At 66.2% G+C, this 24,010-nt stretch carries 26 protein-coding genes; 8 read left to right on the top strand and 18 right to left on the bottom strand.

The window, feature by feature from the left end:
• Positions 1-2: 2 nt before the first annotated feature.
• Positions 3-1,940 carry an ATP-dependent zinc metalloprotease FtsH gene (ftsH, locus tag CR918_RS06080; RefSeq protein WP_025878912.1) on the bottom strand — a complete coding sequence of 646 codons (1,938 nt, stop codon included), beginning with the start codon at positions 1,938-1,940 and terminating at the stop codon, positions 3-5.
• A 66-nt stretch (positions 1,941-2,006) separates the two neighbouring features.
• Entirely contained in the window at positions 2,007-2,639 is a 633-nt protein-coding gene (gene rlmE, locus CR918_RS06075; RefSeq protein WP_025878911.1) for a 23S rRNA (uridine(2552)-2'-O)-methyltransferase RlmE, read from the bottom strand.
• A gap of 64 nt (positions 2,640-2,703) precedes the next feature.
• Here rlmE and yhbY point away from each other — a divergent pair, with 64 nt between their 5' ends.
• Both yhbY and CR918_RS06065 read left to right on the top strand, forming a co-directional pair.
• Complete coding sequence (yhbY, locus tag CR918_RS06070) at positions 2,704-3,009, top strand: ribosome assembly RNA-binding protein YhbY (RefSeq protein ID WP_025878910.1); 306 nt, start codon at positions 2,704-2,706, stop codon at positions 3,007-3,009.
• A 12-nt stretch (positions 3,010-3,021) separates the two neighbouring features.
• On the top strand, positions 3,022-3,396 hold the full coding sequence (locus tag CR918_RS06065) for an Mth938-like domain-containing protein (RefSeq protein ID WP_059063756.1): 375 nt from the start codon (positions 3,022-3,024) through the stop codon (positions 3,394-3,396).
• Positions 3,397-3,538: 142 nt separating this feature from the next.
• On the opposite strand, the gene CR918_RS06060 is transcribed toward CR918_RS06065, so the two are convergent.
• From CR918_RS06060 to surE, 4 genes are read right to left on the bottom strand one after another with little or no spacing between them, the layout of a single operon-like run.
• Positions 3,539-4,324 carry a peptidoglycan DD-metalloendopeptidase family protein gene (locus CR918_RS06060; RefSeq protein ID WP_025878908.1) on the bottom strand — a complete coding sequence of 262 codons (786 nt, stop codon included), beginning with the start codon at positions 4,322-4,324 and terminating at the stop codon, positions 3,539-3,541.
• On the bottom strand, positions 4,321-4,935 hold the full coding sequence (locus tag CR918_RS06055) for a YqaA family protein (RefSeq protein ID WP_025878907.1): 615 nt from the start codon (positions 4,933-4,935) through the stop codon (positions 4,321-4,323). The genes CR918_RS06060 and CR918_RS06055 overlap by 4 nt, the downstream gene beginning before the upstream one ends.
• A 19-nt stretch (positions 4,936-4,954) precedes the next feature.
• Positions 4,955-5,632, bottom strand: coding sequence for a protein-L-isoaspartate(D-aspartate) O-methyltransferase (locus tag CR918_RS06050; protein WP_025878906.1), 678 nt, complete (start codon positions 5,630-5,632; stop codon positions 4,955-4,957).
• Positions 5,629-6,408 carry a 5'/3'-nucleotidase SurE gene (gene surE / locus CR918_RS06045; RefSeq protein ID WP_025878905.1) on the bottom strand — a complete coding sequence of 260 codons (780 nt, stop codon included), beginning with the start codon at positions 6,406-6,408 and terminating at the stop codon, positions 5,629-5,631. The genes CR918_RS06050 and surE overlap by 4 nt, the downstream gene beginning before the upstream one ends.
• A 209-nt stretch (positions 6,409-6,617) precedes the next feature.
• On the opposite strand from surE, the gene CR918_RS06040 reads away from it, so the two are divergent.
• Positions 6,618-7,157: a Smr/MutS family protein gene (locus tag CR918_RS06040; protein WP_032976509.1), complete on the top strand. Its 540-nt coding sequence runs from the start codon at positions 6,618-6,620 to the stop codon at positions 7,155-7,157.
• Positions 7,158-7,255: 98 nt separating this feature from the next.
• Here CR918_RS06040 and truD read toward each other — a convergent pair whose 3' ends face one another.
• From truD to CR918_RS05990, 10 genes are all read right to left on the bottom strand, one after another.
• Positions 7,256-8,287: a tRNA pseudouridine(13) synthase TruD gene (gene truD / locus CR918_RS06035; protein ID WP_099842250.1), complete on the bottom strand. Its 1,032-nt coding sequence runs from the start codon at positions 8,285-8,287 to the stop codon at positions 7,256-7,258.
• The gene (gene ispF / locus CR918_RS06030) at positions 8,284-8,781 is read right to left on the bottom strand and encodes a 2-C-methyl-D-erythritol 2,4-cyclodiphosphate synthase (protein ID WP_025878902.1); all 498 of its coding nucleotides are present in this window, start codon (positions 8,779-8,781) and stop codon (positions 8,284-8,286) included. Before ispF ends, truD begins: the two co-directional genes overlap by 4 nt.
• A 34-nt stretch (positions 8,782-8,815) precedes the next feature.
• Entirely contained in the window at positions 8,816-9,514 is a 699-nt protein-coding gene (gene ispD / locus CR918_RS06025) for a 2-C-methyl-D-erythritol 4-phosphate cytidylyltransferase (RefSeq protein WP_025878901.1), read from the bottom strand.
• Positions 9,511-9,861: a cell division protein FtsB gene (ftsB, locus tag CR918_RS06020; protein WP_099842249.1), complete on the bottom strand. Its 351-nt coding sequence runs from the start codon at positions 9,859-9,861 to the stop codon at positions 9,511-9,513. The genes ispD and ftsB overlap by 4 nt, the downstream gene beginning before the upstream one ends.
• Before the next feature lie 4 nt (positions 9,862-9,865).
• Positions 9,866-11,158, bottom strand: a complete 1,293-nt coding sequence (gene eno / locus CR918_RS06015) for a phosphopyruvate hydratase (RefSeq protein ID WP_080149197.1) — start codon at positions 11,156-11,158, stop codon at positions 9,866-9,868.
• 97 nt (positions 11,159-11,255) lie between these two features.
• The gene (locus CR918_RS06010; protein WP_033830798.1) at positions 11,256-11,588 is read right to left on the bottom strand and encodes a hypothetical protein; all 333 of its coding nucleotides are present in this window, start codon (positions 11,586-11,588) and stop codon (positions 11,256-11,258) included.
• The gene (locus tag CR918_RS06005) at positions 11,588-11,935 is read right to left on the bottom strand and encodes a hypothetical protein (protein ID WP_032976504.1); all 348 of its coding nucleotides are present in this window, start codon (positions 11,933-11,935) and stop codon (positions 11,588-11,590) included. The genes CR918_RS06010 and CR918_RS06005 overlap by 1 nt, the downstream gene beginning before the upstream one ends.
• The gene (gene kdsA / locus CR918_RS06000; RefSeq protein ID WP_012510652.1) at positions 11,932-12,762 is read right to left on the bottom strand and encodes a 3-deoxy-8-phosphooctulonate synthase; all 831 of its coding nucleotides are present in this window, start codon (positions 12,760-12,762) and stop codon (positions 11,932-11,934) included. The genes CR918_RS06005 and kdsA overlap by 4 nt, the downstream gene beginning before the upstream one ends.
• A gap of 88 nt (positions 12,763-12,850) precedes the next feature.
• Positions 12,851-14,515, bottom strand: a complete 1,665-nt coding sequence (pyrG, locus tag CR918_RS05995) for a CTP synthase (RefSeq protein ID WP_025878896.1) — start codon at positions 14,513-14,515, stop codon at positions 12,851-12,853.
• A gap of 401 nt (positions 14,516-14,916) precedes the next feature.
• Complete coding sequence (locus tag CR918_RS05990) at positions 14,917-15,150, bottom strand: hypothetical protein (protein ID WP_025878895.1); 234 nt, start codon at positions 15,148-15,150, stop codon at positions 14,917-14,919.
• A 160-nt stretch (positions 15,151-15,310) separates the two neighbouring features.
• Here CR918_RS05990 and parE point away from each other — a divergent pair, with 160 nt between their 5' ends.
• The 3 genes from parE to CR918_RS05975 all read left to right on the top strand — a co-directional run bounded on the left by parE (position 15,311) and on the right by CR918_RS05975 (position 19,538).
• Entirely contained in the window at positions 15,311-17,200 is a 1,890-nt protein-coding gene (gene parE / locus CR918_RS05985; RefSeq protein WP_099842248.1) for a DNA topoisomerase IV subunit B, read from the top strand.
• A gap of 164 nt (positions 17,201-17,364) precedes the next feature.
• On the top strand, positions 17,365-17,943 hold the full coding sequence (locus tag CR918_RS05980; RefSeq protein WP_099842247.1) for a GNAT family N-acetyltransferase: 579 nt from the start codon (positions 17,365-17,367) through the stop codon (positions 17,941-17,943).
• A gap of 98 nt (positions 17,944-18,041) precedes the next feature.
• On the top strand, positions 18,042-19,538 hold the full coding sequence (locus CR918_RS05975) for a S10 family peptidase (RefSeq protein WP_059063743.1): 1,497 nt from the start codon (positions 18,042-18,044) through the stop codon (positions 19,536-19,538).
• 437 nt (positions 19,539-19,975) lie between these two features.
• Here CR918_RS05975 and CR918_RS05970 read toward each other — a convergent pair whose 3' ends face one another.
• On the bottom strand, positions 19,976-21,097 hold the full coding sequence (locus CR918_RS05970) for an inorganic phosphate transporter (protein ID WP_025878891.1): 1,122 nt from the start codon (positions 21,095-21,097) through the stop codon (positions 19,976-19,978).
• A gap of 13 nt (positions 21,098-21,110) precedes the next feature.
• Positions 21,111-21,737, bottom strand: a complete 627-nt coding sequence (locus CR918_RS05965) for a DUF47 domain-containing protein (protein ID WP_025878890.1) — start codon at positions 21,735-21,737, stop codon at positions 21,111-21,113.
• A 292-nt stretch (positions 21,738-22,029) separates the two neighbouring features.
• On the opposite strand from CR918_RS05965, the gene CR918_RS05960 reads away from it, so the two are divergent.
• Together CR918_RS05960 and CR918_RS05955 are read left to right on the top strand one after the other, a co-directional pair.
• A complete protein-coding gene (locus CR918_RS05960; protein ID WP_032952108.1) occupies positions 22,030-23,334 on the top strand; it encodes a hemolysin family protein in 1,305 nt (434 codons plus the stop codon).
• Positions 23,318-23,971: an exopolysaccharide biosynthesis protein gene (locus tag CR918_RS05955; protein ID WP_025878888.1), complete on the top strand. Its 654-nt coding sequence runs from the start codon at positions 23,318-23,320 to the stop codon at positions 23,969-23,971. Before CR918_RS05960 ends, CR918_RS05955 begins: the two co-directional genes overlap by 17 nt.
• Positions 23,972-24,010: the final 39 nt, after the last annotated feature.

Raw genomic sequence — 24,010 nt, 5'->3', positions numbered from 1 at the left:
CGTCAGATCGATTCGGCCGGACCGGCGATCGGCGGCAACGGACGGGCATCGCCGCCCTTGTCGTTGTTGCCGCCATCCTTGTTGGACTTGTTCCAGCCCATCGGCGGCGGCGGATCACGACCTTCCATGATCGCGTCGATCTGCGGCGCATCGATGGTTTCGTACTGCAGCAGCAGCTGCGACATCGTATGCAGCTTGTCGATGTTCTCGGTCAGCAGCTCGGTGGTGCGGGCGTACGCCTTGTCGAGGATGTTGCGCACTTCCTCGTCGATGCGACGGGCAGTGTCGTTGGACACGCTCTTGTGCTGGGTCACCGAACGGCCCAGGAACACCTCATCGTCCTCTTCGCCGTAGGCGATCGGGCCGAGCTGCTCGGACAGGCCCCACTTGGTGACCATGTTGCGGGCCATCTTGGTGGCACGCTCGATGTCATTGGAAGCGCCGGTGGTGACCTTGTCGGTACCGAAGATCAGTTCTTCCGCCACGCGGCCACCGTACAGCGAGCACAGCTGCGACTGGATCGCCACGCGGTTCATCGAGTACTTGTCGCCTTCCGGCAGGTACATGGTCACGCCCAGCGCACGGCCGCGCGGAATGATCGTGACCTTGTAAACCGGGTCATGTTCCGGCACCAGGCGGCCAACGATGGCATGGCCGGCTTCATGGTAGGCGGTGAGGGTCTTCTCCTCCTCGCTCATGGCCATCGAGCGGCGCTCGGCACCCATCAGGATCTTGTCGCGGGCACGATCAAAGTGGTCCATGCGGACCTCCTTCTCGTTGCCACGAGCGGCGAACAGGGCGGCCTCGTTGCAGAGGTTGGCCAGGTCGGCACCGGAGAAGCCCGGGGTACCACGCGCGATCACCATCGGCACGACGTCGTCGGCCAGCGGCAGCTTGCGCATGTGCACCTTGAGGATGTGCTCGCGGCCCTTCACGTCCGGCAGACCAACCACCACCTGGCGGTCGAAGCGGCCCGGACGCAGCAGCGCCGGGTCCAGCACGTCAGGACGGTTGGTGGCGGCGATCACGATCACGCCTTCGCCGCCTTCGAAACCGTCCATCTCGACCAGCAGCTGGTTCAGGGTCTGCTCGCGCTCGTCATGACCGCCGCCCAGGCCGGCACCACGGTGGCGACCGACGGCGTCGATTTCATCGATGAAGATGATGCACGGCGCGTGCTTCTTGGCCTGCTCGAACATGTCGCGCACTCGGCTGGCGCCGACGCCGACGAACATTTCCACGAAGTCCGAACCGGAGATCGAGAAGAACGGCACCTTGGCTTCGCCGGCGATGGCCTTGGCCAGCAGCGTCTTGCCGGTACCCGGAGGGCCGACCATCAGCACGCCGCGCGGGATCTTGCCGCCGAGCTTGGTGAACTTGGACGGGTCACGCAGGAAGTCGACCAGTTCGCCGACCTCTTCCTTGGCCTCGTCGCAACCGGCAACGTCGGCGAAGGTGACCTTGATCTGGTCTTCGCCCTGCAGCTTGGCGCGCGACTTGCCGAAGGACATTGCGCCCTTGGCACCGCCGCCACCGCCCTGCATCTGCCGCATGATGAACAGCCAGAAGCCGATGATCAGGATGACCGGCAGGAAATTCATCAGGATCGCGCCGAGGGAGATGCCGCTGGACGGCTCTTCCTGCACGATCTCGACGTTCTTGGTGCGCAGCACGTTGATCAGGTCGCGATCGAACGGTGCGGTGATGGTGGACGACTGTCCACCACGGGTGGTGTAGGTGATCTGGCTGGTACCGCCGCGCGTATCGCCGCCGAAGGCGACCTTCTGCACGTTGCCGGTGTCCACCTGGTCCAGGAACTGCGAGTACGAAGCGCCCTGCGCCCCGGCCCCCGAGGTCTTGGGCGAGAAGCTCTGGAAGACCACCATCAGCACGACGGCGACGACCACCCATAGCAGGAGGTTCTTGGTCAAGTCGTTCATCCTCATTGGCTCCGGTGTTCCTCTTAGTGCTGGCGTTGCGTTGGGGTCGAACTTACGGGGTCGAGCTTACTTCATGTGGGCGCGTTTTCCCTGACCCAAGGCATACACCTCGGGAGAGCGCTTGCGCGAGGCTTCCGGCTTGCGGATGGAGACCTTGTCGTAGCGGCGGCGCATGTCGCGCACGTAGTCGTCAAAGCCTTCGCCCTGGAACAGCTTGATCAGGAACGCCCCACCAGTCTTGAGGTGGTTGTCGGCAAAATCCATGGCCAGCTCCGCCAGGTGCATCATCCGCGGCTGGTCGACCGCGTCCACACCACTCTTATTGGGGGCCATGTCCGACAGCACAAGGTCTACCGGCTGATCCCCGAGCATGGCTTCAAACTGCGATAGGACGGTTTCTTCCCTGAAGTCACCGTGAAGGAACTCCACGCCGGCCAGCGGCGGCATGTCCAGGATGTCCAGGGCCAGCACGCGGCCGGTATCGCCGATCTGTCTCCGCACCTGCTGAGACCAGCCACCTGGGGCCGCGCCGAGGTCGACCACCACCATGTGCGGCTTCAGCAGGCGGTCACGTTCGAGCAGTTCTTCAAGCTTGTAGGCCGCACGGGAGCGCATGCCTTCGGCCTGGGCCTTCTTCACGAAGGGATCGGAGAAGTGTTCCTTGAGCCAGCGCTGGCTGCTTTTGCTGCGGGTAGCCATTGGAAATAGGGGCTGATGGGGTCGCCATGATACCCTGATCGTCCCATTCAACCGTGTTTTCTGCATGCCCACTGCCTTGACCCCTTCCCAGACCCGTTTCCTGCGCGGCCAAGCCCACGACCTGAAGGCCCTGCTGCAGACCGGCGGCAAGGGCGTCACTCCGGCCTTCCTGACCGAGCTGAACGAAGTGCTGGAACGCCACGAACTGGTCAAGGTGAAGGTTGCCGCCGAAGACCGTGACGCCCGCGACGTGATGATCGGCGAGATCGTGCAGGCCACCGACAGTGCGCTGGTGCAGCGTATCGGCCATGTTGCCGTGCTGTATCGCCCGAGCAAGGAACACCGCCAGATCGTGCTGCCGCGCGGCTGATCGGACCCTGCCATGCAGCTGAACCACGAACTGCCCGACTACGCCTACAGCCTGCGCGCCGCTGACGGTCGCTCGGCACGGGTCAATGATCGCGTTCTGGGCAACAGCTTCTACCTGACCCCGGACCAGCTGGTCGAACAGTGGCCGGTGACCGATGTCGCGGCGCTGCAGGTGGCTGACCTGGAGCCGATCCTGGCACTGAAGCCGGCGTTGATACTGCTCGGCACCGGAGAGCGCCAGGCGTTCCCGCCGGCGGTTGTCATGGCCGCCTGCCTGTCGCGCGGCATCGGACTGGAAGTGATGAACAATCCGGCTGCCGCACGCACCTTCAACATCCTTGCCGGCGAAGGCCGCAAGGTGGCGGCCGCCTTCATCCTGGAAGGCTGAGGCCCGAGGCCGCCGGGCATGGCCCGGCGCTACCTGAAACACACGTTGCGCATATGCAAGCGTCCGAGCCCATGCTCGGGCAGTGCTGCATTGCGGCGTACAGCCGCCGGGCATGGCCCGGCGCTACCCGTATCTGCCCGCGCTAGCGCGCCGGCAGATACTGCTGCGGGTCGACCGGCTTGCCGTTGTAGCGGATCTCGAAGTGCAGCATGTCCCGGTTGGCGCCGGTACGGCCCATCTCGGCGATCTGCTCGCCGGCCTTCACGCTCTGCCCTTCATTGACCAGGCGCTTGCGGTTGTGGCCATAGGCCGACAGCCACTGGTCGCTGTGCTTGATGATGATCAGCTCGCCATAGCCGACCAGGCCGGCGCCGGAATACACCACCACGCCATTGGCCGTGGCCTTCACCGGCGCGCCGCTGGTGCCGGCGATGTCCACGCCCTGCTTGGTTGCATCGCCGGCCACGTAGCGGCCCACGACTGCGCCATCGGCCGGCCAGCGCCAGGCGATGTTGCTCTTGACCGGACCGGCCGGACCCGGCGTCGGCGCGGTACTGCCGCCAGACGTGCTGCCAGCCGGACGCGGCGCGGTGACCACGGTGGTCGGCGCACGGCCGCCACCGGAACCGGCCGGATACAGGCGGATCACCTGCCCTGGGTAAATGGTCGACGGATTGTCCAGGTTGTTCCAGGCGATCAGGTCGGCCGGCGTGATGTCGTGGATGCGGGCCAGCGCATAGATGGTGTCGCCCTTGCGCACGACCACCGTCTGCCCCGGCTTGGGCACCGACGTCTTCGGCGTGCTGACGCCACTGCTGCCGCCGCCACTGGGCCGGACCACGGTGGCGGTGCCACAGGCGGCCAGGGTGGATACCAGCAACGCCAGCGCGCCGATGCGCACTCCCTTGCTCAGACGATCTGCACTCATGCGAACTTCGACCTCCATACAAGCCAGGCGATCAGCACCACCACCAACGCGGTGGCGATCCAGCCCAGCGGTTCAATCCATCGGCGCAGCGCTGCTTCGGCGCGCGCACCACCGATACGGATGACCGCAGCCAGCACGAAAACGCGCTTGCCACGACCGATCAACATGCTCAACAGGTACTGCGGCATCGGCACGCCGACGATACCCGATGCCCACGTGAAGACCTTCATCGGAATCGGCATGAAGCCGCCCAGCACCAGGAAAGTGAACACCGCCCAAGGCGACTCCACCATCTTGGCCTGCACGGTAGCAATGCCCTGCTCGATCGCCGGCAGCATGCCCAGCGCCTCGAACACCGGCTTGACCGCTTCGAATGCATAGTGGCCCAGCGCGTAGCCGATCAGCGCGCCGACCATCGAGCCGGCCAGGCTGAGGGTGGCGAACCACCAGCCGCGCTTGGGCTGGGCCACGCACATCGGCGCCAGCATCACTTCCGGCATCACCGGGAAGATGATGGCTTCGAAAAAGCTCAGCACCATCAGATAAGTCGGCGCGCGCTCATGCGCAGCCCACTTCATTGCCCGCTCGTACAGCGGCCCGAAAATCTTCATGCAACCCTGCTCCGTGGATTCAATCGAGCATGCCAGACAGCAGCGGCACGAAGGTGACCGGCGCCAGCACGCGTTGTTCGATGCTGCCGTCGTCCTTGCGGTCGAGCTGCACCAGCGACTGTGCGCCGGCGCCACCGACCGGGGCGACCAGACGGCCACCTGCAGCCAGCTGCTCAACCAGCGCATCGACCAGTGCCGGTGCGGCGGCGGTAACCACGATGGCGTCGAACGGGCCATGCTCGGCCCAGCCCACGCGGCCGTCGTCGTGCTTGGTGCGGATGTTCATGCCCAGCGCGCGGAACCGCTTGCGCGCCTGCCGCAGCAGGTCACCGATGCGCTCGACGGTATAGACCTCCAGCCCCAGCGCGCCGAGCACGGCGGCCTGATAGCCCGAGCCGGTACCCACTTCGAGCACCTTCTTCGGCGCCACCTGCAGCACGGCCTCGGTCATCCGCGCCACCACCCACGGCTGGGAAATGGTCTGGCCGTGGCCGATCGGCAGCGCGGTGTCTTCATATGCGCGCGAGGCCAGGGCCTCATCGATGAACAGATGGCGCGGCACCACCCGGATCGCGTTCAGCGTCGACTCGTCGACGATGCCGGCTTCGCGCAGGCGGTCGACCAGGCGGTCGCGCACGCGCTGCGATGTCATGCCGATGCCGACTGCTTCCGGCTGCAGGCGCAGGCGTGGGCTCATGCCGGCCGGTCCAGCGCGGCGCTGAGGCCACCGACCCAGCTGGCGACCTTTTCCAGTGCCTGGTAGCGGGTCAGGTCAACCTGGATCGGGGTGATCGAAATGTGGCCGGTGCGTACCGCATGGAAATCGGTGCCCGGGCCGGAGTCCTGCTCGCGGCCGGCCGGACCGATCCAGTACACCTCGTTGCCGCGCGGGTCTTTCTGCGCGATGCAGCCTTCGGCGCGATGACGGTTGCCCAGGCGGGTGACTTCGAAGCCCTTGACCTCGCTCCACGGCAGGTCCGGCACATTGACGTTGAGGATGGTGTCGGCCGGCAGCGGATCGGCCTTGAGGCGGGCAACAATCTCCACTGCGGCACGCGCCGCCGTCTCGAAATGCTTGGGGTCGTGGTTACGGGTCACCAGCGACACCGCCACCGCAGGCAGGCCGAGGAAACGACCTTCCATCGCCGCCGAGACGGTGCCGGAATAGATCACGTCGTCGCCGAGGTTGGCGGCATTGTTGATACCGGACACGACAATGTCAGGCTCGAATTCGAGCAGGCCGGTCAGCGCAAGGTGCACGCAGTCGGTGGGCGTGCCGGCCACCGACACGGTGTAGTGGTCGATGCGCTTGAGCCGGATCGGCAGATCCAGGGTCAGCGAATTGCTGGCACCGGAGCGGTCGCGGTCGGGTGCGACCACCGTGACTTCGTGCCCGGCCTCGCGCAGCACGGATGCAAGCATCCGGATGCCCGCCGCGTCGACACCGTCATCATTGCTGACCAGGATGCGCATCTTCGATTTAACCGCTTGATTTTCCAAGAATTCGATCCCGTCACCTTGCAACGTGGGCGAAGCCGGCCCGTCTCCTCCAGGGAGGCGGCAGCTCCGCAAGTGCGCCGACTATTGTGCCGCAAGCGGGCGCTGGGTCCTACCCTGTCTGCGGTCACGGCCGACATCCAACGGTCATAGGCAGACCCGCGCAGGCGGTTTAACCTGTGCGCATGTCGCACCCTGAAGACGAAGATCCGGCTGCATTGTTCCGTGCCGCCATCGGCGAAGTGACGCCGCTGCGCAAGGAAGTGGAGCCCGCCCCTGCTGCGCCGCGGCCCAGGCCGCGTGCGCGCATGGCCGAGCGCGACGACGCAGAGGCCGCCGGTGAGTTCGCCCGGCTGCTGCGCGACAACGCCCCGCTGGAAGCGGGCGACGTTGCCAGCTACCGGCGCGACAACCTGCCGCCACGCCTGTTCCAGCGCTTGAAGCGCGGACAGTACTCGGTGCAGGACGAACTGGACCTGCACGGCGCCACCGCCGCGCAGGCCGAGATGATGCTGCGCCAGTTCCTGCTGGAGGCGCACGCCCACGAGTACGGCTGCGTGCGCATCATCCACGGCAAGGGCCTGCAGTCCGATGGCAGTGCGCCGGTGCTGAAGAACCTGGTGGACCGCCTGCTGCGCCTGCGCAACGACGTGCTGGCGTTCCATTCCGCCCCGACCGGGCAAGGCGGGACCGGCGCCATGCTGGTGCTGCTGGCGCGGCGCTGAGGTAACGCATCCACGCATGGCGTGGATCTACTGTGGCGGGTGGAGGAAAGTGGATCCACGCCATGCGTGGATGCTCTTCGCCTCCGCCACCATTTCCGTCAGGCCTGCGACGCGTCCTCGACCGGCCCGAGCTCGTGCAGGACCGCGGTGGCATAGCAGCCTGGCGGCAGCGCGAAGGACAACTCCAGTACGTCAGCGGCCAGCCACTGGCGCTGCAGCAGCGCCGGACGCAGCCGCAGCGCGCGCCGCTCCTGCTTCAGCCGCGCCTCTTCCAGGCCGGTGCGCAGCGCCTTTGATTCGTCATCATCCAGCGCTGCCAGTTCCAGCTCACGGGCGGCGTCGCTGCTGCGCAGCTCACCCTCGCCCCACAACGGAGCACTGGGGTGGATGTCGAAACGTGCCAGGCGCTCGGCCAGCACGTCGCTGTAGGGCTCGGGGCCGAACACGCTGCGGCTGCCATCAAGCATCCACACTTCGCCCTGCAGCGGCTGGTCCCAGCTGCCCTGCTCCACGCGTGCAGCGAGCACGCGGTTGAACAAGGCCGAACGCGCCGCCGACAACAGCAGCGAACGCTGGTCCTTGCGCATGCGCCGGCCACCGAACATCGCCAACGCAGCGGGAACGTTGCCGCCATCGCGACCGAAGCGCTGCTCCCCGAACCAGTTCGGCAGGCCACGCGCGGCGATCTGCTGCAGGCGCTCGTCGATTGCCGCCGCGTCACCCTGCACATCGCGCAGCACCAGCCTGAAGCGGTTGCCCGCCAGCGCACCGCGCTGCAGCTTGCGGTTGTGCCAAGTGGAGTCGATCACCTCGATCTCGTCACTGGCCAGCTCGGCCAGATCGGGCGCGACGCGCTTGGGCAGATGTACGCTGAAACGCTGGGTGGTGACCGCGTTGCGGTCCTTCATGCCGGCATAGCTGACCGCCATTTCCGGCAGGCCTGCCCACTTGGCCAGTACCTTGGCCACGTGCACCGTATTGGCGCCACGCTTGCGGATATGCAGCAGCAGATGCTCGCCTTCACCGGTCGCTTCGAAAGCGGGCAGCTCATCGACCTGGAAATCTTCCGGCGTGGTGCGGATGCGCGCCTGCAGCAGCGGTGCACCGAACGCGAGCGGCAACGGGATCATGCGGCCACCAGCAGCACGACCGCCTGCGCAGCGATGCCTTCGCCACGGCCGGTGAAGCCCAGCTTCTCGGACGTGGTGGCCTTGACGCTCACCGCATCCAACGGCAGCTGCAACAGTTCACCGATGCGCTCGCGCATGGCCAGCGCATGCGGGCCGACCTTGGGCCGTTCGCAGATCACGGTGATGTCGGTGTTGCCGACACGCCAGCCGCGCTCGCGCAGCAGGCCATCGCAATGGCGCACGAATTCGCTGCTGTCCGCGCCCTTCCAGCGGTCGTCAGTGGGCGGGAAGTGCTGGCCGATGTCGCCCAGCGCGATCGCACCGAGCATGGCGTCGCACAGCGCGTGCAGGATGACGTCGCCGTCGCTGTGCGCAAGCACGCCGCAGCTGTGCGGCACCGCGATGCCACCGAGCATGATGTGGTCGCCTTCACCGAAGGCATGGACGTCGTAACCCTGGCCGATACGGACGGGCGGGAACGGGGAGGTGCTCATGGATGCAGCCCTTGCAGCAGGGCCGCGCGGGCGGTCAGCCGGCGCGGCGGGAGAGTACGAATTCGAAACGATCGAGATCGGCCGGCGTGGTGACCTTGAAGTTGTCCTCGCTGCCTTCCACCAGCAGCGGGCGCTGGCCCTGGCGCTCCATGGCCATGGCATCGTCGGTCACATCGACACCGGCGGTAGCGGCCTCGGACAGTGCGCGGATCAACTGGTGGCGGCGGAACAGCTGCGGCGTCAGTGCACGCCACAGGCGCTCACGCGGCTCGGTGCCGTCGATGCCACCATCATCACCAGCACGCTTGAGCGTGTCGCGTACCGGCGCGGCCAGGATGGCGCCGACCGGATCGGTGCGGCCCACTTCCAGCAGGCGGCCAAGATCGGCCTGCGACAGGTTCGGACGCGCCGCGTCATGCACCAGCACGAATTCATCGGCACGCACGCTGTCCGGCAGGGCCTGCAGCCCCGCCAGCACCGAGGCGGCGCGGGTGGCGCCACCGGTGCAGGTCAGCACCGGCTTTCCGGCCCATTCGCTCCAGCCCGGCCAATCGGCATCGTCCGCACCGATCACCACCATCGCCCCGGCCACGGCCGGGTGTGCCAGCAGTGCGTCCAGGGTGTGGGCGAGCAGGGTCTGCCCGCCCGCCTGCAGGTACTGCTTGGGCAACGGCGCACCAAAACGCGTGCCGCGCCCTGCGGCCGGAACTACCACCCAGATCGCCGCGCTCATGGCACGTCCGCCGGATGGTCACCGGCCGGGGCCGTAACCGGCGCAGGCTGCGCCGGACGCGTCGGTGCATCTTCCACGACGCGATAGAACTTCTCGCCGGGCTTGATCATGCCCAGCTCGCTGCGCGCGCGTTCTTCGATGGCGGACTGGCCTTCCTTGAGGTCCTTCACTTCGGCAGCAAGCGCATCGTTGCGCTGCTGCAGACCGTCATTGTCCCGCTCCTGGTTGGCGACCTGGGCTTCGAGCATCATCACTTCACCCGAATTGCCCGGGCCGAACCAGAAACGGTACTGCAGCCATGCCAGCAGCAGGGCCAGCAACAACAGCAGCCAGCGCCAGTCGCGCATCGGCTCAGCGCTTCAGCGACACGAACGCGTCACGACCAGCGTAACGCGCGCCGGCACCGAGGGCTTCCTCGATGCGCAGCAGCTGGTTGTACTTGGCCACGCGATCGCTGCGGCACAGCGAGCCGGTCTTGATCTGGGTGGCGGTGGTCGCCACCGCAATGTCGGCGATGGTGGTGTCCTCGGTTTCACCCGAACGGTGCGAGACCACGGCGGCGTAACCGGCACGGTCGGCCATGGCGATCGCTTCCAGCGTTTCGCTGAGGGTACCGATCTGGTTGACCTTGATCAGGATCGCATTGGCGGTGCCCGAATCGATGCCTTCCTGGAAGATCTTCGGATTGGTGACGAACAGATCGTCGCCGACCAGCTGCACCTTCTTGCCGATGCGATCGGTCAGCAGCTTCCAGCCCGCCCAGTCGTTCTCGGCCAGGCCGTCTTCGATGGTGATGATCGGGTACTGCGCGGCCCAGTCAGCCAGGAAGTCGACGAACTGCTCGGAGGTCAGGCGCTTGTTCTCGCCGACCAGGTTGTACTTGCCGTTCTCGAAGAATTCGCTGGAGGCCACGTCCAGGCCCAGCAGCACGTCTTCACCGGCGGTGTAGCCGGCCTTGCCGATGGCTTCGAGGATGGTGTCCAGCGCTTCGACGTTGCTGCGGAAGTCCGGCGCGAAGCCGCCTTCGTCGCCCACCGCCGTGCTGAGGCCGTGGCCCTTCAGCACCGACTTCAGCGAATGGAAGATTTCGGTACCGGCACGCAGCGCTTCGGAGAACGAGGTGAAGCCGACCGGCAGCACCATGAACTCCTGGAAATCGACGTTGTTGTCGGCGTGCGCGCCGCCGTTGATGATGTTCATCATCGGCACCGGCAGCGACGGGGTCGCGCCGGTCTTGGCGGCCAGGTACTGCCACAGTGCCTGCTTGCTGGAGGCAGCGGCGGCGTGCGCGGCAGCCATGGAAACACCCAGCAGTGCGTTGGCACCCAGGCGGCCCTTGTTCTCGGTGCCATCCAGATCGATCAGGCGACGGTCCAGGCCGGCCTGGTCGGTGGCCTCGAAGCCCTTCAGTGCGTTGGCGATGGCGCCGTTGACGTTGTCGACGGCCTTGCGCACGCCCTTGCCGAGGTAACGGGTCTTGTCGCCGTCACGCAGCTCCACCGCTTCCTTGGTGCCGGTCGATGCGCCGGAGGGAACCGCGGCGCGACCGAACGAACCGTCCTCCAGGGTGACTTCGGCTTCCAGCGTGGGGTTGCCACGGCTGTCGAGGATTTCACGGGCATGGATGCTGCGGATCGTACTCATGGTCGGGCCGGTTACCTGTATGGAGAGGGGGCGACAAAAACGAATGCCGCGTGATTATCCCCGGCTACCCCTCACTTGCCAAATGGCGTGATGGGCATCAGCCCCAGCTGGACCCGATCACGATCAGCAGCAGCGACACCAGCATCACCAGCAGGGCACCGGCAATGGTCGCGCACACCGGCCCGCGCCGACGTCGCCAGGCCATCACCATCGCCACCAGGCTGCCCACGAAGGACAGCACCAGCGTGACCAGCGCGCCCAGCATCCAGTACTGCATGGCCTGCACGCCGTTGTTGCCATCCCCCGGCGGACGGAAGCTGGCGGCGAAGGCCAGCACGCCCACGAGCAAGCCGCCCCAGGCGAGCACCGACAGCAACAGGGCGACCAGGCCCCACGGCCAGCTGCGCGAGGGTTCAGGCATCGTATTCATCAAAGAAGATCGTGCAGCAGGATGCCCGCCCACAGCGACAGCAGGACCATCGCCAGTGCAGCGGTAACCCTGCCCCGGTTCAGGCGCCAGCCGAGCACTGCGGCGAAAAGCCCTGCGGAAATGGTCAGCACTTCGGCCACCGCCAGGGCGATGACGAAGGGCATCAGGTTCACTACCGGACCGCCGGCACTCGACGGGCGCATGCCGGCACCGAACAGCATGCCGATGGCGAATACACCGGACACCGACAGCAATGCCAGGCCGAGTGCAATCGGGCCCCACGGCCATTGCCGCCAGCGCCGGCGACGACGCTGGATCTCCAGCGCCGCCTGCGGGTGCTGACTCACGCGAAGCGCGAGAAGCCGTGCTTCTTGGTCACCGCATCGAGCTCCATCAGGGTCTCGAGCAGGGCTTCCATCTGGTCCAGCGGCCACGCGTTGGGGCCGTCGGACAGCGCCTTGGACGGGTCCGGATGGGTTTCGGCGAACAGGCCGGAGATGCCCACGGCAACCGCGGCACGCGCCAGCACCGGCACATGCTCGCGCTGGCCGCCGGAACTGGTGCCCTGCCCACCCGGCAACTGCACCGAATGGGTGGCGTCGAACACCACCGGGCAGCCGGTATCGCGCATCACCGCCAGCGAACGCATGTCGCTGACCAGGTTGTTGTAGCCGAAGCTGGCGCCACGCTCGCAGACCATGATCTGCTCGTTGCCGGTGGCCTTGGCCTTCTCGACGACAGGCTTCATGTCCCACGGCGCCAGGAACTGGCCCTTCTTGATGTTGACCGGCTTGCCGGCCGAGCACACCTTGCGGATGAAGTCGGTCTGGCGGACCAGGAACGCCGGGGTCTGCAGCACGTCCACCACCGAGGCCACTTCATCCATCGGGGTGTATTCGTGCACGTCGGTCAGCACCGGCACGCCGATCTGCTTCTTGACCTCGGCCAGCACCTTCAGGCCCTCTTCCATGCCCGGGCCACGGAAGGCCGTGCCGGAGGTGCGGTTGGCCTTGTCGAAGCTGGACTTGAAGATGAAGTTCACACCGAGCCTGTCGGTCACTTCCTTCAGCTTGCCGGCGGTATCCAGCTGCAGCTGCATCGACTCGATCACGCAGGGGCCGGCGATCAGGAACAGGGGCTGGTCCAGCCCGACCTCGAATCCACACAGTTTCATGGCGTTTCCTTGTTGTCCGCTACACCGGCAGTGCCGGTGCGCTGGGGTTGAAGCGAGCAAGATGGGGGCCGGCGGCCCCCATGACAAGTCAGGCGCGCACTTCCTGCAGCAGCTTGCCACCGGCCTTGCGCTCGCGCGCGGCACGGATGAAGCCAATGAACAGCGGGTGGCCGTCACGCGGGGTGGACAGGAATTCCGGGTGCGCCTGGCAGGCCAGGAACCACGGATGCTGGTCGCGCGGCAGTTCAACCACTTCCACCAGGGTGTCGTCCATCGACTTGCCGGCGATCACCAGGCCGGCGTCTTCCAGCTGGGTGCGGTAGCGGTTGTTGAACTCGTAACGGTGGCGGTGGCGCTCGGCGACCACGTCCTTGCCGTACAGTTCGCGGGCCAGCGTGCCCGGCTTCAGGCGCTGCTCCTGCAGGCCCAGGCGCATGGTGCCGCCCAGGTCACTCTTGTCGTCACGCTTTTCCACGTCGCCGGTGGCAGTGCGCCATTCGGTGATCAGGCCGATCACCGGGTTCGGCGACTGGCGATCGTTCTCGGTGCTGTTGGCGTCTTCCAGGCCCACCACGTGGCGCGCGTAGTCGACCACCGCAGCCTGCATGCCGTAGCAGATGCCGAAGTACGGCACCTTGTGCTCACGGGCGTACTGCGAGGTGAGCACCTTGCCTTCGAAGCCACGGTCGCCGAAACCACCCGGCACCAGGATGCCGTCGACATCGGCCAGCGCGGACATGTCGCTGCCTTCCAGGTCCTGCGCTTCCAGCCACTTCAGGGTGACCTTGGTGCGCTGGCGCAGGCCACCGTGCTTGAGCGCTTCGCCGACCGACTTGTAGGCGTCCTGGTGGTCGATGTACTTGCCGACCACCGCGATGGTCACCGCATCCAGCGGATGCAGGGTGGCATCGACGGCGTCTTCCCACATCGACAGGTCGGCCGGGCCGGCCTTGTCGGCCAGCTTCAGCTGGTTGATGACGATCTCGTCCAGGCCCTGTGCGTGCAGGCCCATCGGAATGCGGTACAGCACATCTACGTCGGGCACGCTGATCACCGCGCGCTCGGAGACGTTGGTGAACTGGGCGATCTTGCGACGCTCCGAATCCGGTACCGGCTGTTCCGAACGGCACAGCAGCACGTCCGGCTGGATGCCGATCGAGCGCAGTTCCTTCACCGAGTGCTGGGTCGGCTTGGTCTTCAGTTCACCCGCGGCGGCGATGTACGGCACCAGGGTGAGGTGCATGAACAGCGCCTTTTCCGGGCCGCGCTCGGTGCGTACCTGGCGGATCGCCTCCAGGAACGGCAGCGACTCGATGTCGCCGACGGTGCCGCCGATCTCCACCAGGGCCACGTCGAAGCCCTCGGTGGCTTCGTCCATGCAGCGACGGATCTCGTCGGTGATGTGCGGAATGACCTGCACGGTCGCGCCCAGGTAGTCGCCGCGGCGCTCCTTGCGGATCACTTCCTCATAGATGCGACCGGTGGTGACCGAGTTCTTGCGGCTCAGGCGGGTGCGCACGAAGCGCTCGTAGTGGCCCAGGTCGAGGTCGGTTTCGGCGCCGTCGTCGGTGACATACACCTCACCGTGCTGGAACGGGCTCATGGTGCCCGGGTCGACGTTGATGTACGGATCGAGCTTCATCATCGTGACCTTCAGGCCACGCGCTTCGAGAATGGCGGCCAGTGACGCGGCGGCAATACCTTTGCCGAGCGAGGACACCACGCCGCCGGTTACGAAAATCAAGGGAGTCATGGCTGCAAGCATCCTGTCTGGAAATGGAAAACGGCAGCGCCACGCCTGCCCGGGGGGCGGGCGTGGAGCAGAAAGGGGGTTTTCCGGTTCGCTGGAGCAGCGAGGGAGGTGCGGGCCCGGCCAGCGCAATGCGCCAGCGGGGAACCACCCTGCGAGGTCGGGGCGGCCGTGCCGGTCACTTCGACCGTCACCTGCGACCCGCTTTGCTGGAGGCCACGCTTGGCCGTGCCAGCCCATTCGCAAATGGTGGACACGCACTTACTCCCGGAAAGCCATAGTTTACAGATAGATGGCCGCCAACCCAAGGGGCAGATGGCGCCATCGGCAAAAAGAAACGCCCCGCTGGGCGGGGCGTTCGAGGGGGAAACCCTTGTGGCAAGGGCCTCGGAGGGGCAGAAGAATTACTTCTTCTTGCGTGCCTCTTCCTCTTCTTCCTGCTGCGGCACCGGCTGGCCCTTGGCCTTCATCTCGGCATTGGCCTGCGCGCGGCGCTTGGCCTTGGCCTCGGCTTCGGACTGCGCCTTGTCGGCCTGGTCACCCTGCTGCGGAGCAGGCTGGCCGGCGTTCTGCGCCAGCACCATCGGCACTGCAACAGCGGCGGCAGCCAGGATCGCAATGGTCAGCAACTTCTTCATGGAGTCCTCCTCGCGGTATGGCTCGGATGTGGGGGGCGCCGGTGTTCGGTTCCAGCGGTTGCCATTTTACCCCCTCCCCGCCAACGAGGCTGAACCGCAGGCGTGCAAATTCCCGGTCCAGACCGCACACTTGCCCGTCGCTCCACGCTTTCGAAGACAGATGAACGCCCGCTATAACGCCGCCGATATTGAAGTCCTGTCCGGCCTTGACCCGGTCAAGCGCCGCCCCGGCATGTATACCGACACCGCGCGCCCGAACCACCTGGCGCAGGAAGTGATCGACAACTCGGTGGACGAGGCCCTCGCCGGCCATGCCCGCTCGATCGAGATCACCCTGTTCAAGGACGGCAGCGTGGAGGTCAGCGATGACGGCCGCGGCATGCCGGTGGACATCCATCCGGAAGAGAAGATCCCGGGCGTCGAGCTGATCCTGACCCGCCTGCATGCCGGCGGCAAGTTCAACAACAACAACTACACCTTCTCCGGCGGCCTGCATGGCGTCGGCGTCAGCGTGGTCAATGCGCTGTCGACCCTGGTGGAAATCCACATCAAGCGCGAAGGTGCCGAACACCGCATCACCTTCCGCAACGGCGACCGCGCCTCGCCGCTGGAAGTGGTAGGCACCGTCGGCAAGAAGAACACCGGTACCCGCCTGCGCTTCTGGCCGGACCCGAAGTACTTCGATACGCCCAAGTTCGCCGTGCGTGCGCTCAAGCACCTGCTGCGCGCCAAGGCCGTGCTGTGCCCGGGCCTGACCGTCAAGCTGACCGACGAAGCCACCGGCGAGGTCGACACCTGGTACTACGAAGACGGCCTGCGCGATTACCTGAAGCTGGAGCTGGGCGATCGCGAGTCGCTGCCGGCTGATCTGTTCGTGGGCAACCTGAAGAAAGACACCGAGATCGTGGACTGGGCCGTGGCCTGGCTGCCGGAAGGCGAGCTGGTGCAGGAAAGCTACGTCAACCTGATTCCCACCGCACAGCATGGCACCCACGCCAACGGCCTGCGCACCGGCCTGACCGAAGCGCTGCGCGAGTTCTGCGACTTCCGCAACCTGCTGCCGCGCGGCGTCAAGCTGGCCCCGGAAGACGTGTGGGACCGCGTGTCGTTCGTGCTGTCGCTGAAGATGACCGACCCGCAGTTCAGCGGCCAGACCAAGGAACGCCTGTCCTCGCGCCAGGCCGCCGGTTTTGTCGAAGGTGCCGCGCACGATGCGTTCAGCCTGCTGCTGAACCAGAATGTGGAGCTGGGCGAGAAGATCGCGCAGATCGCCATCGAGCGCGCCAGTGCGCGCCTGAAGACCGAGAAGCTGGTCGTCCGCAAGAAGGTCACCCAGGGCCCTGCCCTGCCCGGCAAGCTGGCCGACTGCATCAGCCAGGACCTGTCGCGCACCGAACTGTTCCTGGTCGAGGGCGACTCGGCAGGCGGCAGCGCCAAGCAGGCCCGCGACAAGGATTTCCAGGCGATCCTGCCGCTGCGCGGCAAGATCCTCAACACCTGGGAAGTGTCCTCCAACAGCGTGCTGGCCTCGGAGGAAGTGCACAACCTGGCGGTGGCCATCGGCTGTGACCCGGGCAAGGAAGACATCAGCGGCCTGCGCTACGGCAAGGTGATCATCCTGGCCGACGCCGACTCCGACGGCCTGCATATCGCAACGCTGCTGACCGCACTGTTCCTGAAGCACTTCCCGGCGCTGGTCGATGCCGGCCACGTGTTCGTGGCGATGCCGCCGCTGTTCCGCATCGACGTGGGCAAGCAGGTGTTCTACGCCCTGGATGAGGAAGAAAAGCGCTCGATGCTGGACAAGATCGAACGCGAGAAGATCAAGGGCGCCATCAACGTGACCCGCTTCAAGGGCCTGGGCGAGATGAATCCGCCGCAGCTGCGTGAATCGACCATCCATCCGGACACCCGTCGCCTGGTGCAGTTGACCATCGACGATGGCGAGCAGACCCATTCACTGATGGACATGCTGCTGGCCAAGAAGCGCGCGTCGGACCGCAAGGGCTGGCTGGAGAGCAAGGGCGATCTGGCTTCGCTGGAAGTCTGATTCCCGGACCGGTGGTAGTGCCGGCCGCTGGCCGGCTGCTTTTCGTGAACCAGCGGGATACCTGGGTTGCCGGCCAGCGGCCGGCATTACCGGGCCGTTGGATCGGCCGCCATCGGCAAACCCTGCGGGTCCATAATGCGCGTTCATCCGCGTGGACGACCCCATTGCCCGCCAACTCACTGCTGTTCCCCGGGCTGCCGCTGCACAGCGCGCGCCTGGTGCTGAGCCCCATTCGCCGCGATGACGCCGCGGCCCTGTTCGCCCTGCAGTCCGACCCGGATGTGATGCACTGGTGGAACCACCCGGCGTGGACGCGTCCGGCCGAAGCACGCGCGCAGATCGACGACGACCTGGCTGCACAGGCCACCGGTACGCAGTTGAAGCTGGCCCTGCGCGAATCGGTGGACGGCCCGCTGCTGGGCATCTGCGTGGTGTTTGCCCTGGATCGGGACGCGGCGCGCGCGGAAATCGGCTATCTGCTGGCACCTGGCAGGCAGGGCCACGGCTACATGCATGAAGCGCTGCAGCAGGTGCTGGCCTATCTGTTCAACACCCTGCAACTGCACCGGGTGGAAGCGGAGATCGATCCACGCAACCGCGCCTCGGCACACGTGCTCGAACGCCTGGGCTTCCACCGCGAAGGCCTGCTGCGGCAGCGTTGGCGTATCCAGGGTGAACTGGCCGACTCGGCCGTGTATGGGCTGCTGGCCGACGACGCGGTGCGCTCAGCCACCGTCGCTTGACCGGATCAGGCCACAACGCCGGCCCATGCCTTTGGACACATACGGTGCGCGGCACCCCGCCCTAGCATCGGGGTCCCTTCCGCTGCCGTTCCGGTGCCATGAAGTTTCTGCTGCACTCTGCCGCGCTCTGCGTCGGCCTGCTGATCGCCCCTGCCTGCGTGCTGGCCGCGCCTGCTGCTGACGGCGCCTCCGAAACGAAAGAAGAAAAGACCGAAGCCACTCCCCTGCCGGCCGATGCGTCGGCTCGCCAGAGCATGCGTTTGGCGGGCCGCACCCTCGACTACACCGCCACCGTCGGCACCCTGCCGGTACGCGATGCGAAGGGCAAGGTGATCGCCGATGTGGTGTTTACCGCCTACACGATGCCGGGCAAGGACCGGCCGGTGACCTTCGCTCTCAATGGCGGCCCCGGCGCGTCTTCTGTGTACCTCAACCTGGGCGCCATCGGCCCGAAGGTGGTGACCTTCGGTTCGGAAGGCGACAGCGCATCGGCGCCGGCGAAGCTGCACGACAATCCCGGCACCTGGCTGGACTTCACCGACCTGGTGTTCATCGATCCGGTCGGTACCGGCTTCAGCCGCGCCCGCATCGGCGATGAGGAAGCGAAGAAGCAGCTGTATACGCCCAGTGCCGATGTCGAATACCTCTCGCGCACGATCTACGACTGGCTGCTGCGCAACCAGCGCATGGCCTCGCGCAAGTACCTGACCGGCGAGAGCTATGGCGGCTATCGCGGCCCGCGCATCACCCACTTCCTGCAGACGCGCCTGGGCGTGGCGATGAACGGCCTGGTGCTGGTGTCGCCTTACCTGAGCCCGACCCTGGAAGACAACGCCGATGTCTCGCCGATGGCGTGGATGCAGACCCTGCCGTCGATCGCTGCCGCGCACCTGGAACGCCAGGGCAAGCTGACCGACGCGGCGATGCGCGAGGTGGTCGAGTACACCCGCGGTGACTACGCCACCGCGCTGATGAAGGGCCGCAGCGATCCGCAGGCGACCGAGGCGATGCTGCGCCGGGTAGCCGAGTTGACCGGCCTGGACCCGCAGTTCGTGCGCCGCGCCGGCGGTCGCCTGGAAACCCAGGCCTACCTGCGTGAGGTGTTCCGCGACAAGGGCACGCTGGGCAGCCGCTACGATTCCAACGTCACTGCGTTCGATCCGTTCCCGAACGATCCGGAGCAGCGCGCCAACGATCCGCTGCTGGACAGCATCATCGCCCCGACCACCACGGCGATGGTCGACTTCGTTACCCGTGAGGTCGGCTGGAAGGTGGATGCGCGCTACCAGGCACTGAACTACGACGTGAACCGTCTGTGGGATCGCAATGGTGACCTGCGCGAGGGCGCGGTGACCCAGCTGCGCCAGGCCGTGGCGATCGACCCGCATCTGCAGGTGCTGATCGTGCACGGCTGGAATGACCTGTCCTGCCCGTTCATGGGCTCGATCCTGACGGTGGACCAGATGCCGACGATGGGCAGCAACCCGGACCGCGTGCAGGTGCGCAGCTATCCGGGCGGGCACATGTTCTACAGCCGGGCTGACAGCCAGGCGGCGTTCCGCAGGGATGTGCAGGCGTTGTTCCAGCGCAATTGAGGGGTTGTCGGCCGGGCCTGCGGCCCGGCACCCGCGGACAGCAACGGCAACGGCAACGTCAAAAGCGGGCTTTCCGTGGGTTGGCGGGGTGGGCCCGGTTGCGGGGGACGCCGTAAACCCCCAGACCGGCCCAGCCGCTGGCGGCTGTGCGTTCGGGCGCTTGCGAAGCAGTGCCTCGCAAGCAAAGCGCCCTCACCCTTGGGGGCTTGGCCGCGGCATCCATGCCGCGGACACCCCCGCAACCGGACCCACCCCGCCTTCGACGGGTTCCGGCTGCTGTTGGTGGGTGTCGACTTCCTGCTGCTGTTGGTAGGTGTCGACCTTGGTCGACACTGTAGATCCACGCCATGCGTGGATAACGGAAACCGGATGCTTCATGAAATGAAAAAGCCCGCCGGAATCCGGCGGGCTTTTTGTTTGCAGCGTTGGCGTGGAACTCAGGTCCAGCCGAGCAGCTCGAACAGCTTCAGGATCAGGTAGGCGCAGCCGCCTGCCGCCGGGATGGTCAGGATCCAGGCCCAGACGATGCGTTCGATCACGCCCAGGCGCAGCGAACGCGGGTTCTTGGCGAAGCCTACGCCCATGATCGCGGTGGAGATGCTGTGGGTGGTCGATACCGGCATGCCGAAGTGCGCCGCCAGGGTCAGCACGGTGGCCGAGCTGGTTTCTGCGGCGAAGCCGTGGATCGGGTGCAGCTTGACCATCTTGTGGCCCAGGGTCTTGATGATCTTCCAGCCACCCGAGGCGGTACCGGCGGCCATCACCACCGCACAGGTCAGCACGATCCACATGGCAATGCCGTCGCCGGCGTGCGCGTCCGGATGCATGAAGGCCAGCCACGACGGCAGGTCGTTCAACGCGCCGGTCGCCTCGGCACCGATCAGGGTCATCGCGATGATGCCCATGGTCTTCTGCGCATCGTTGTGGCCGTGGGCAAAGCCCATGTAGGCCGCCGAAGCGATCTGTGCCTTGCCAAAGAACGCATTGACGATGCGCGGACGTGCCAGCCGGCCGATCGCGCCGCCGATCTTGGCCAGGCCTGCGATCAGCGCCCACAACAGCACCATCACTGCGATGCCGAGCAGGAAGCCGGCGATCGGCGAGGTGATCATCGGCACGAACACCTTCCACAGCAGGCCCTTGTTCTGCGCCCAGCTGCCAAGCCGTTCGGACCAGATCAGCGCGTCCCAGTTGTTGTGGGCCGCAGCCAGGCCGGCGCCGCACAGGCCACCGATCAACGCGTGCGAGGACGAGGACGGCAGGCCCTTCCACCAGGTGATCAGGTTCCAGATGATGCCGCCGAGCAGCGCGCACAGGATCACCTGCGGGGTCACGTCGACCACGTTGGTGTTGAGCAGGCCCGACGCGATGGTCAGTGCGACCGCGGTGCCGGTCAGGGCACCGATGAGGTTCATGAAGGCGGCAAGCATCACCGCCCAACCGGGCGACAGTACTTTGGTTGCCACCACGGTAGCGATGGAGTTGGCGGTATCGTGGAAGCCGTTGATGAACTCGAAGACGAGCGCGGCCAGGATCACCACCAGGACTAGGGTGAGCATCGGTACCGGCCCGTCAGCTGTTCTTCAACACGATCTGGTACGCCACCACACCGGCCTCGCGGCAGCGGTCGATGGCCTTTTCCAGGATCTCGAAGAATTCCTTGAGCAGGAACATCTGCAGGTTGTCCAGGCGACCGGAGTAGATGTCGCGGTACAGCTCGAGCATCAGACGGTCGGCCTCGTTTTCCAGCGAGCGCAGGCGCTCGTTGAGCGCGGTCATCCGGTCCAGGTTCATGTGGCGCAGGTCGGCGACCATCTCCACCACCACGCCAGCGGCCTGCTCGAGCATCGCCGCGCGCGGCGCGAAGTCGATGTGTTCCAGGTGGGTGGTGGCCAGCGAATAGCGATCGGCGAACTTCTCGATCTGCTTGGGAATCTTGTACAGGGCCGAGCCCAGCGCTTCGATGTCTTCGCGCTCGATCGGGGTCATGAAGCTGTCCACCAGCGCCTGGCTGATCTTGTCCGAGGCCGCGCGTTCGCGCAGACGGGCCAGCTTGAAGGCATCCAGGGCGGGCTGGCGATCGGCGTCGCGCAGCATCGAATGCAGTGCCTTGGCGGCATCGGAAGCCGCGACGGCAGCCTCATCGAGCAGGGTGTAGAACTGTTTGCCGGAACCGAAAATGGTCTGCAGAGAGAACATTGAGAAACCTGTCAGCCGTCGCGGGAAGGACGGCACCAGTGCGAATTATGACGGCTAGATGACCATCACGGGTATCCCTGCCCCTTTCCGGGGGTCGGGACGCCCAAAACTGAACAGGCATTTGCCACCCAGCCACGGCCCTTTGCTAAGATGCCAGCGCGCCTTCGGGCGCACCTTATGGACGACGACCCTTATCCCCCAGCGCCGCGCCGGACCCCGTTCCTGAGCGCCTGCCGCCATCGCAAGCACCCGCCCTCCCTGCCACCAACCGGGGACGATGCCCGTGTTTGAAATGATCCTGATTGTTTTCGCGCTTGTTCTGCTGAACGGCTTCTTTGCCATGTCCGAGATGTCGGTCATGACCTCGCGCAAGAGCCGGCTGAAGCAGCTGGCCGGCACCTCCAAGCGCGCGGCCAAGGCCCTGGAGCTGTCGGAGAAGCCGGAAGCCTTCCTGTCCACCGTCCAGATCGGCATCACCGTGATCGGCGTGCTGACCGGCTTCCTCGGCGGCGAGGCACTGGGTGAAGCCATCGGCGGCTGGATCCAGGGGCTGATGCCGGGCTTCGCCTACGCCGGCGGCATCGGCAAGGCCCTTGCAGTCACCTTCATCACCTTCATCACGCTGATCTTCGGCGAACTGGTGCCCAAGCGCCTGGCCCTGACCCGCTCGGAGGACATCGCCGGCCTGGTGGCGCTGCCGATGAGCTGGCTGGCCAAGCTTGCCTTCCCCTTCGTCTGGCTGCTGTCCAAGACCACCCAGCTGGTGCTGCGCCTGTTCGGCCTGGGCAAGGACGAGGTCGCGTCGGTGACCGAAGAGGAGATCCGCATGCTGGTGGCCGAGAGCCACGAGGCCGGCGTGATCGACAGCCACGAGCGCGACATGATGAACCGCGTGATGCGCCTGGGCGACCGTACCGCCGACAGCCTGATGACCCCGCGCAACCGGATCGCCTGGCTGGATACGCTGGGTGGCCTGGACAAGAACCTGGAGATCATGGCCGAGCACGAGTTCTCGCGGTACCCGGTGTACCGCGACAACGACATGGACGTGGTCGGCGTGCTTGAGCTGAAATCGCTGGCCACGCGGATGGCACGCGGCGACAACGCGCTGTTCCAGACGTTGCGCGAACCGCTGTACGTCTCCGAATCCACCCATGCGATGAAGCTGCTGGAGATCTTCCGCGAAGAACAGCAGTCGATGGCGCTGGTGGTGGACGAGTACGGCGAGATCCAGGGCCTGGTAACCATCAGCGATTTGATGGGCGCGGTGGTCGGCCGCCTGCAGGCAACGGAAAATGCCGACGAGGACGCGCTGGTGGTGACCCGTGAGGACGGCTCGCTGCTGGTGGACGGCTCGCTGCCGATCGAGGACCTGCGCGAGCTGATCGGCAGCAACGACCTGCCCGACGCCGAGGATGGCGATTACTACACCCTGGCCGGCATGTGCATCCACTTCTTCGGCCGCATCCCGCACGCGGGCGAGTACTTCGACTGGGCCGGCTGGCGCTTCGAGGTGGTCGATCTGGACGGTGCGCGCGTGGACAAACTGCTGCTTCGCACCCTGTCCGACGAGCAGGCCGATGAGCTCACCGCCTGACGCCGGCCCCGGCGCTGCATCGCCGGAGTACCGCAACGAGGGCATCCGGACCCTGCTGGCGATGTTCGCCTTCGGTGACCCGGCCCAGCACATGAAGCTGGGGCAGATCCTGCAGGATCTGCAGCAGAGTGCCTTTGGTGTATTCCTGTTCGTCGCCATCCTGCCGGCCTTCATCCCCATCCCGGGGCTGGGCGGCGCAGTCAGCGGTCCGTTGGTGATCCTGATCGGCCTGCAGATGCTGTTCTGCATGCGCCGGCCCTGGCTGCCCGGCTTCATTGCCCGTCGCGGGCCGAAGCGCGGCACCATGCACCGGTTCCTGGATCGCATCGATGGTGCCCTGCGCCGCCTCGACCGCATGCTCAAGCCGCGCATGCCGCAACTGCTGACCCCGGCTCCCGCCCACGCCTTCAGCGGCCTGCTGCTGGTGCTGCTGGGCCTGCTGCTGTCGCTGCCGATTCCGTTCACCAACTATCTGTTCGGCTTCCAGTTGCTGCTGTTCGCGCTGGCCCTGCTTGAACGCGACGGCGCGCTGATGTTGTTCAACTGGGTGGCTGCGCTGGTGGCGATCGCTTTCTTCGGCTTCAGTTCCGGGCAGTTGGTGGGCTACACCGTCGACCTGTTCCAGCGCTGGTTCTGAGCGCCTGCCGCTGCGCTCGCCGGGCATGGCCCGGCGGGT

The organism is Stenotrophomonas indicatrix (assembly GCF_002750975.1).
GTDB classification, from domain to species: Bacteria; Pseudomonadota; Gammaproteobacteria; order Xanthomonadales; family Xanthomonadaceae; genus Stenotrophomonas; species Stenotrophomonas indicatrix.
This window is presented reverse-complemented; position numbering and strand designations above follow the sequence as displayed.